This window comes from Ilumatobacter nonamiensis YM16-303, assembly GCF_000350145.1.
Classification (GTDB): domain Bacteria; phylum Actinomycetota; class Acidimicrobiia; order Acidimicrobiales; family Ilumatobacteraceae; genus Ilumatobacter_A; species Ilumatobacter_A nonamiensis.
Genome location: NZ_BAOL01000320.1, coordinates 1 through 8,090, shown reverse-complemented (window position 1 = coordinate 8,090; position 8,090 = coordinate 1). Strand labels below are relative to the sequence as shown.

The following is an 8,090-nucleotide window of genomic DNA, read 5'->3' as shown; positions in this document are numbered from 1 at the left end:
CCGTGCCATCGGGTGTCTGACACGGAATGGTTCGGGTTGCTAGCCGACCGAGCCGGCGTCGATGAGCAACTCGATCTCGTCGGATGTGAAGCCGGCATCGGCGAGGATCGATCGACCGTGCTCGCCCAATCGGGGTGCCGGTGCGGTGGGCTCGGTGTCCACCCCGCGCAGGCGGATCGGTGATCGCACGCTGCGGTACTCGCCGAGTTCGGGATGGGTGATCGTCGGGAACATGCCGATCGCCTCGGCCTGCGGATCGGCGACCACCTCGTGCAGTCCGAGCACCGGTCCCCAGATCAGCTTGTGCTCGTCGAAGATCGGGCCCCACTCGTCACGGGTCCGCTCGCGCAATACGTCGTCGATCAGCTCGACCAGTTCGGCCATGTTGACGAACCGGTTCCGCACGGTGTCGAAGCGCGGATCGTCGACGAGGTGCTCGAGACCGACCGCGCCGCAGAATCGAGCGAACGCGGGAGGCTCGGGCATGTTGAACACGACCCACCGATCGTCACCGCACGGGTAGCGATTGGTCAGTGGCGTGATCTGCTGGGAGCGCGAACGCTGACGGACCGGCGCCCCGTCCGCCGCAGTGACTCCGTAGTCACTCGCGAGGGTCCAGGCCGCGGTCTCGTACAACGACGTCTCGACGACCTGGCCCACGCCGGTCCGCTCCGTCAGCCGGAGCGCCGCGAGGATGCTCGCCACGAGTGCCAGCCCGGCCGCATGATCGCCCTGCGCCGGTCGCGCCATCGGGACGAGGCCGTCGCTGGTCTCGCGCATCGCGTCGTACAGACCCGATCGTCCGAAGAAGGCGGTCACGTCATAGCCCGGACGCCACGCCTCGGGTCCGTGCGTTCCGTATCCGGTCAGCGTCGCGTGGACGAGGGCCGGTGTGCGTGCGTGAAGCGTTGCGGGGTCGAGGCCGAACCGCTCCTGCCGATGCGGAAGCAGATTGCACAGGAAGACCTCAGCGGAGTCGACCAGCCGCTGCACGACGGAAGCTCCGTCCGTCGAAGCGAGGTCGATCGCGATCGAGCGCTTGCCGCGATTGTCCACATCGAAACAGAAGTCGTATCCCGCGAATGCGCCCTCCACCTTGGCGGGACGGCCCGTCCCGCGCATCGCATCTCCGGTCAGCGGCTCGACCTTGATCACGTCGGCGCCGAGGTCGGACAGGATCGCGCCGGCGCTCGGTGCCGCCATCCAGCTGTCGACCTCGATGACCGTGACGCCATCGAGCGGCCGCGCCGCCGGCTCGGTCACGCCGGAACGCTCGCCCCGAAGAATCCGCTGAGTGACGATGCCATCTCGCCACGAATGTCCACGCCCGAGAGCAGGGCTCCGACTGCGGGGATCGCCGTATGGATCTGCCCGCGCGCCTGCACGTGGTTGACGTCGACCCCTGCAGCGGAGAGCGCGTCCGCGTAGGCGTCCCCTTCGTCGCGGAGCGGGTCGAACTCGCACGTGACGATCATCGCCGGGGGCAGACCCGCGAGCGAGTCGGCGCGGAGCGGGGAGGCGCGCGGATCGCTGCGGTCGCTCGGTTCTGCGTAGTGATCCCAGAACCACGACATCAGCGCCGCGGTCAGGATGTATCCGTCACCGTTGTCGATGTACGACGGGCGAGTCGTGTCACAGTCCGTGACCGGCGTCAGCAGGAGCTGGCCACTGATGCGCGGGCCTCCCTCGTCGCGTGCCCGTTGGGCGACGACCGCCGCGATGTTGGCACCGGCGCTCCAACCGGCAACCGCGAGCTGACCCGGCACCGCGCCGAGCTCCTCGGCATGATCGGCAATCCACGAGACCGCCGCGAAGCCGTCATCGGGGGCAGCGGGAAACCGCGCCTCGGGTGCGTGCCGGTAGTCGACCGAGATGACCATCACGCCGGAGCGGTCACACAGATCGCGGCACAGCGCGTCGTCGGACGTGGCATTGCCGAGCACCCAGCCGCCGCCGTGGAAGTACGCCGCGACCGGGTGCGGACCCGGAGTCGCCGGTCGGTACAGCCGGTAGTCGAGGTCGTTCCCGTCGGCACCGGGCAGCGTGCCGTCGACGACCTCACCGACCTCGGGTCCGGGTGGGCTCTGAGCCCCCATCGCTTCGGACATCGCCCGGGCGTCGTCGGGCGACATCGTGTCCATCGACGGCAGACCCAGTTCGTCCATCAACTCGAGCATGATCGCGACGTCGGGCTGCACCCGGCAGATCACTCCGTCGGTCACCTCGGTGCCATCGTCACCCGAGAGCTCGAAGCCGAGATACCCCTGCTCGACGACGGCGTCGCACGTCTGCCGGTAACGATCGACGCCCCCGACGTACGGGAGCACCACTCGCGGCTTGCCCGGAACGTTGGCGCCCATGTACCAGGAGTTCGCCTCGGGAAACAGGGTGATGTCGGCGTAGTCGTTGGTGTGCTGAACCCATCCGGCCTCGGCGGTCACGGTCGGTTCGATGACGGTCTTGCCGTTCTCGCGGAGGTGGTCGATCGTGTCGCAGATCCAGTCGACGTGCTGCTCGATCGACACCGCCATGTTCGACAACACCGACGGGCTCTGCGGACCGGTGACCATGAACAGGTTCGGGAATCCCGACGACATGAGCCCGAGGTAGGTGTGGGGGCCGTCCGCCCAGCGGTCGCGGAGTTCCACACCGTCGCGGCCGGCGATGTCGACCGACACGATCGCTCCGGTCATCGCATCGAACCCGGTTGCGTAGACGATCGCATCGAACTCGTAGGACGTGGCGCCCTCGCCGGTCACGACGTCGATCCCGGTCTCGGTGATCGAGGCGATCGGGTTCTTGCGGAGGTCGACGAGGCTGACATGGTCCTCGTTGAACGTGGCGTAGTACCCGGAGTCGAGACACAGGCGCTTCGTCCCGACCGGGTAGGTACGCGGGCTCAGGGCCTCGGCGGTCTCCGGGTCGTCGACGATCGAGCGGATCTTGCCGCGGACGAACTCCGCAGCCGTCGCGTTCGCGTCGCGATTGGTCAAGATGTCGTTGAAGGCACCCAGCAGCGAGAAGATCGTTCCTTCGTTCCACGCCTTCTCGTAGCGTTCCTGACGAACCTCCTCGGAAACGGCGAGGGCGCTCTCCTCGACGAGTTCGCGTGGCACACCACTGGAACTCCAGCGTGCCTCCTCCCGATAGGCCGCACGATCGGCGCGGATCTTCTCGGCGTCGTGGTCGCGGACCGGACCGTTGTACGCGGGGAGCGAGAAGTTCGGCGTCCGTTGGAAGACGGTGAGCTGGTCGGCCTGTGCTGCGATGAGCGGGATCGACTGGATCGCCGAGGAACCCGTGCCGATCACCGCGACGCGCTTGCCGGTGAAGTCGACGCCCTCGTGCGGCCAACGCCCGGTGAAGTAGACCTCACCACCGAAGGTGCCGGCGCCCTCGACGTCGGGGTCCTTCATCACCGAGAGGCATCCCGTCGCCATCACGTGGTAGCGGCAGGTGGTGGTGACACCGTCGTCGGTGGTCACCTCCCAGAGCGCGGTCTCGTCGTTCCAGACCGCGCGCTCGACGCGGGTCGAGAACCGGATGTCGCGCCGCAGGTCGTGCTTGTCGGCCACGAAGTTCAGGTACCGTAGGATCTCCGGCTGCGTGGCGTAGCGCTCCGACCACTCCCACGTCTCGTCGAGTTCGGTGTCCCAGCTGTACGAGTAGTCGATGCTCTGCACGTCACACCGCGCCCCGGGGTAGCGATTCCAGTACCAGGTCCCCCCGACGTCGTCGCCCGTCTCGAACGCCTGGGCGGCAAGTCCCATCTCACGCAATCGGTGCAGCAGGTACAGGCCGGCCACGCCGGCTCCGACGACGACAACGTCGACATCAGGGTTGCGGTTCTGTTCGTTCACGACGACCTCCGTTTTCGGCGACACTTCCAACGTGCTGCGTCGCGCCATCTTCACACGGCCGACCCCGACCGATCGACCCGGCGACACCGTTGCCGCATGGTTCACGGTGGGTGCAGATCGCGATCAGGTGTCGTCGGGCTCGAGGTCCTCGAACAAGTGCGCCCAGCACGGAGGCTCGCCGCCGAGATCGGCGGGATCGTCGTCCCGTTCTCGGTCGTCGTCCCGTTCTCGGTCGTCGGCGTCGTCGAGTGGAAGGTCCGTCACGACGACACCCGCGTCGCGGCCAGTCGGACTCGCAGGCGGCAGGCGGCCCGCCGCGGATCCTTGACCACCAGTTCGTCGACGACGACACCGCCCGAGCGTTCGGCTGCGCCCCGCGCCAAGCCCAGGTGCAGTGCGCAGACGGTGTCGGGTGCGTCGAGGGCGACCGCCATGAACGGGCACCGTTGGAGCACGATCTCGGCCGCATCGCCCGTCGTCTCGAGACGCGGTTCGAACCCACTGGAGGCCATCGCATCGACCAGCGCATCCAACGGCTCGCCGCGCTCACCGCCACCGGCCCCCGCAGCGCGCCGACCGACCTCCTCGGGCGTGTCGCCGGACCGGACGACCTCGGCGAGCAGTCCCGCCAGACGCTCGTACGGGCCGGTGACGCCCCATCGACCGTCGGCCATCGGGTGCACGGTGTACCGGAGCCGCGGTCGCCCAGGGCCTCCGCTCCTCGCGATCGACTCGTCGAGCAGTTCGGCGTCGACGAGCTTCGCGAGGTGCTGGCGAATCGCGTTGTGGTGGAAACCGAAGACCTCGGTCAGCTCCGCCACACCGACGGGCTCAGCGGAGTCGGCGACATGGCGGAAGATCGCGTGGCGCGTCGGATCGCCCATCGCTCGGGATTGCGTCTGGAGGGTCGCGCTCATCGCAGCAATAATTCTAGCATCGACTAGGATTACGTGATGGCCCGCAACGAGCCGACCCACCCGGTCCTCCCCGCGACACTCCTCATGTTGGGAGTCGTCGTGTTCATCGTGCTGGCGTCGGCACTGAGCGTCGTCAACCGTTGAGGGGCACGATGCAGGTCGGGGTGCGGACATCGTGATCGTGCATCCGATGACGGACGCGGAACTCGCCGCCCGCGGCGAGTTGGCGGACCGCGACGACATCGAACTGCTCGTGCGGTCGTTCTACCGGTACGCGGCGATGGACGAGTTGCTCGGTCCGGTGTTCAGCGCTGCCCATGTGAGCTGGCCCGACCACATCGACACCGTGACCGACTTCTGGGTGTGGCAGCTGCTCGGGGAGCGCGGCTACGTCGGGAACCCGCTCCGGGCGCACGAGCCCGTGCACGCCCGCACCCCGTTCACCGATGCGCACTACGAACGCTGGCTGGAGCTGTTCCACGCGACCGTCGACGAACTGTTCGTGGGAACGGTCGCCGCTGTCGCCAAGCAGCGCGCGACCAAGATGGCCTCGGCGCTTCGGCGGCTGCTCGACGGCGTCCACGGCGCGCCGAACGAGCCGACACAGCCCACGATGGTCGCCCCGGCATCGTCGTCTCAGCGTCGTCGCGGAACCGCGTAGGGTGACGCCGGTGAGCGACGAGTCCGCGTTTCCCTCACCGGGTGGCACCGGGCTCGACCGTCGGGGAACGATCTGGGGGCTGATCGGCGTCGCCATCACGATCGCGGTCACCTTCGTCGGCTCGGACGCTCTCGATCTGGCGATCCTCGGCTGGCTCCCGACAGCTGCATTGGTCGGAGCGTTCGTCGCGTGGTCGGCGACGGCGTTAGGACTGGCCCACCTCGGCGTCACGACGGTGCGTCGAACGGGAAGCCGACCCTCGACCTCCGGGTCGGGCTGACCCCGATCCGGCCGGACGATGAGAATCGATCGCACGAACACGATCCTCTACTGCACATCGTGGGCGGAAACCGTGGCCTTCTACCGAGACGTGGTCGGCCTGGAGGTGTCCATGGAGCGGGACTGGTTCGTGGAGTTCGCCGTCGGAACGGCCGGCTTCGTCAGTGTCGCCGACGCGACGCGCACGACCGTTCGGTCGGCAGACGGCGCCGGCCTGACGCTGAGCTGGCGGGTCGACGATCTGTCCGACGCCTGGGACGAACTGGTCGACTGCGGCGCCGATCCGTCCCCGATCGCAGAATTGTGGGGATCGATGTCGACGTTCGTCCGCGACCCGGAGGGCAACCGCATCGAACTGTGGATGCCCGTCGACTGAGCTGCACATCGTGATTGCACGCGCGTGGCCGTTGTTGGCCTGATCTTGTGTGCGATGACCGAGACGAGCGGTTGCGACGTGTCCCAGTGCGTGCACCGCGAAGCTCTTCCGCTTCGGGGTCGATCGTCCCGGGTCAGAGGATGTAGCGATCGCCGGTGGCGCGGATGGTGATGTCTCCGACCGACACGCCCCACGGCTGGTCGATTGCGTGAAGGATCTGGTCGACGACGTGCTGTGGGTCGAGGACGGCGTAGCCGATCGATTCGGGGTCGAGGTCGACCTCGTCGGTGCGACCCTCGCCGAGCGCAGCGAACACCGCCCCGTACTCGGCCATGTTCTGACCGAGGATCCCGACCACGGCCGCAGGGTTGATGACGCCGCTTCCGAGTCCCGTTCCCGGCACACCGGTCGGCTTCACGATGGTGACCTTGATCGTTCCTTGCGTTTCGACGCGGAATGCTTCGGACATCGTGTTGACGGCTGCATTGGTGGCTCCGTAGACAGCGGCGCCCGCAACGGGTCCGTTGCCGTAGATCGACGAGAGATTGACGATGTGACCCCTCCCCTGGCTGTACATCTGGTCATGCACGGCGATCATGCCGTTGAGGGTGCCCTTGATGTTGATGTCGATGCAGCGCGACCAGGCGGTGGCAGCATCGACGTGGTCAGCGAGGAACGCAAGTGGCATGGTGCCCGCGTTGTTGATCATGACATCGACGCCGCCGAAGGTCTGAACCTTGCACAGAACGCCGGGGTCAACCAAGGAAGTGGGCATGAAGGCGAATGGCCTCGTCGTGGCGGCCGCGATCAACCTCGGTGCAGATCGATCCTTCCTGACATGGAGCTCGGTTCGAACGTGTGTTCGTGTAGAATGATGTCATGTTCTCCAACGTGGTGAACGAGCTGGTCGCATTGGACGATGCGAGTTTGGTGGCACGGATCGAGGCCAACGAGTTGGAGCGTCGACGTCTCGATGCGGAGATGTCCGCGGCATTGGCGGTCGCGAAGGCGCGCAGCGTGCATCAGTCCGATGGTCACCGGTCGATGGCGGCATTCTGTCGGGCCCGGTTGAACTGGTCGACCACCGAGGCGAGTCGCCGCCTCGCTGTCGCCCGGGCGGTCGATGGTCTGGCCGGGTTCGGCGATGGATGGTGGTCAGGCCGTTTCGGCTGGTCCCAGACCCAGAAGCTGTCGATGACGTCTGCGAACCCGCGGATCCGTGACGAGCTCGACGCGTTCGTGCCCCAGTTGTTGGAACACGCCGAGCAGATGCCGTACCGCGACTTCGCCGCGATCGTCGACCACGTCGAGTCGCAACTCGACGAAGACGGCACGCACGACGACCGTGACGTCTCGGTCGAGGGGCGTCGAGCCCGGGTGGTCGGCGTCGCCGGAACGCTCGATGTGTCCGCGACGGGTGGTGACGGTCTGACCGCCGCGGAGATGGTCGCGATCCATGAACGCTTCGTCGACCTCGAGTTCCGCGCCGACATCGACGCCTGTCGTGAACACTTCGGTGACGACGCCGACGGACACCCGCTCGCACGAACCGATCGGCAACGACGCTTCGACGCGCTCGTCGCGATCTTCCGCACCGCAGCATCGACAGAACACATCGCGACCACCGCCGCGGAACCGCTGGTGAACGTGGTGATCGACGCCCACACGTGGGGTCGCACCCTCATCGCCGCGGGACTCACCACCGGCCACGACCTGGACGGGAACCCGATCGACCCGTTCACCGGACTCTCCGCAGAACGATCACACGACGTACTGGATTTGGTCGACGCGAACCGTTCGATGTGCGCCACCACCAACGGCGTCCCCGTGCACACTCACGACGTGCTCCGCGCCGCGCTCGCCGGTCACGTACGTCGGGTGGTGTTGGACTCCGACCGGGTGATCATCGACCAGGGCCGACGCCAACGGCTGTTCACCGGTACCGCCCGCCGAGCCGCAAGGTTGTTGATCCGACGCTGCGAACACGCCGGCTGCGA

Annotated in this window: 9 protein-coding genes; 4 read left to right on the top strand and 5 right to left on the bottom strand. The window is 67.2% G+C overall.

Annotated features, from left to right (window positions below; all coding sequences use genetic code 11):
- Nucleotides 1-39: 39 nt before the first annotated feature.
- The 4 genes from ON45_RS20370 to ON45_RS20360 form a co-directional block, all read right to left on the bottom strand.
- Nucleotides 40-1,263, bottom strand: coding sequence for a CaiB/BaiF CoA transferase family protein (locus ON45_RS20370; protein ID WP_040496576.1), 1,224 nt, complete (start codon nucleotides 1,261-1,263; stop codon nucleotides 40-42).
- A complete protein-coding gene (locus ON45_RS20365) occupies nucleotides 1,260-3,908 on the bottom strand; it encodes a flavin-containing monooxygenase (protein WP_083915212.1) in 2,649 nt (882 codons plus the stop codon). Before ON45_RS20365 ends, ON45_RS20370 begins: the two co-directional genes overlap by 4 nt.
- A gap of 75 nt (nucleotides 3,909-3,983) precedes the next feature.
- Nucleotides 3,984-4,124, bottom strand: coding sequence for a hypothetical protein (locus tag ON45_RS23320; RefSeq protein WP_158412557.1), 141 nt, complete (start codon nucleotides 4,122-4,124; stop codon nucleotides 3,984-3,986).
- Nucleotides 4,121-4,777: a helix-turn-helix transcriptional regulator gene (locus ON45_RS20360; RefSeq protein WP_040496574.1), complete on the bottom strand. Its 657-nt coding sequence runs from the start codon at nucleotides 4,775-4,777 to the stop codon at nucleotides 4,121-4,123. The genes ON45_RS23320 and ON45_RS20360 overlap by 4 nt, the downstream gene beginning before the upstream one ends.
- A 190-nt stretch (nucleotides 4,778-4,967) precedes the next feature.
- Between ON45_RS20360 and ON45_RS20355 the strand changes: the two genes are divergently transcribed.
- Genes ON45_RS20355 through ON45_RS20345 form a run of 3 tightly spaced genes read left to right on the top strand, consistent with a single transcriptional unit; the run spans nucleotide 4,968 to nucleotide 6,093 of the window.
- Nucleotides 4,968-5,438 (top strand): group III truncated hemoglobin, encoded by a 471-nt coding sequence (locus ON45_RS20355; RefSeq protein WP_148288808.1) that lies wholly within the window; start codon nucleotides 4,968-4,970, stop codon nucleotides 5,436-5,438.
- Between the two features lie 10 nt (nucleotides 5,439-5,448).
- On the top strand, nucleotides 5,449-5,718 hold the full coding sequence (locus tag ON45_RS20350) for an NAD(P)(+) transhydrogenase (Re/Si-specific) subunit beta (RefSeq protein ID WP_148288807.1): 270 nt from the start codon (nucleotides 5,449-5,451) through the stop codon (nucleotides 5,716-5,718).
- 18 nt (nucleotides 5,719-5,736) lie between these two features.
- Complete coding sequence (locus ON45_RS20345) at nucleotides 5,737-6,093, top strand: VOC family protein (RefSeq protein WP_040496570.1); 357 nt, start codon at nucleotides 5,737-5,739, stop codon at nucleotides 6,091-6,093.
- 133 nt (nucleotides 6,094-6,226) lie between these two features.
- Here the strand turns inward: ON45_RS20345 and ON45_RS20340 are convergent, their stop codons facing one another.
- Nucleotides 6,227-6,802: an SDR family oxidoreductase gene (locus ON45_RS20340; RefSeq protein ID WP_241432259.1), complete on the bottom strand. Its 576-nt coding sequence runs from the start codon at nucleotides 6,800-6,802 to the stop codon at nucleotides 6,227-6,229.
- 170 nt (nucleotides 6,803-6,972) lie between these two features.
- On the opposite strand from ON45_RS20340, the gene ON45_RS20335 reads away from it, so the two are divergent.
- A partial coding sequence (locus ON45_RS20335; protein WP_040496568.1) for a DUF222 domain-containing protein occupies nucleotides 6,973-8,090 on the top strand: 1,118 nt, incomplete at its 3' end.

Excerpts from the sequence above, each read along its gene's own strand:
- ON45_RS20365 (WP_083915212.1), bottom strand. The coding sequence starts at position 3,908 with ATGGCGCGACGCAGCACGTTGGAAGTGTCGCCGAAAACGGAGGTCGTC.
- ON45_RS20360 (WP_040496574.1), bottom strand. The coding sequence starts at position 4,777 with ATGAGCGCGACCCTCCAGACGCAATCCCGAGCGATGGGCGATCCGACG.
- ON45_RS20355 (WP_148288808.1), top strand. The coding sequence starts at position 4,968 with ATGACGGACGCGGAACTCGCCGCCCGCGGCGAGTTGGCGGACCGCGAC.
- ON45_RS20345 (WP_040496570.1), top strand. The coding sequence starts at position 5,737 with ATGAGAATCGATCGCACGAACACGATCCTCTACTGCACATCGTGGGCG.
- ON45_RS20340 (WP_241432259.1), bottom strand. The coding sequence starts at position 6,802 with ATGATCAACAACGCGGGCACCATGCCACTTGCGTTCCTCGCTGACCAC.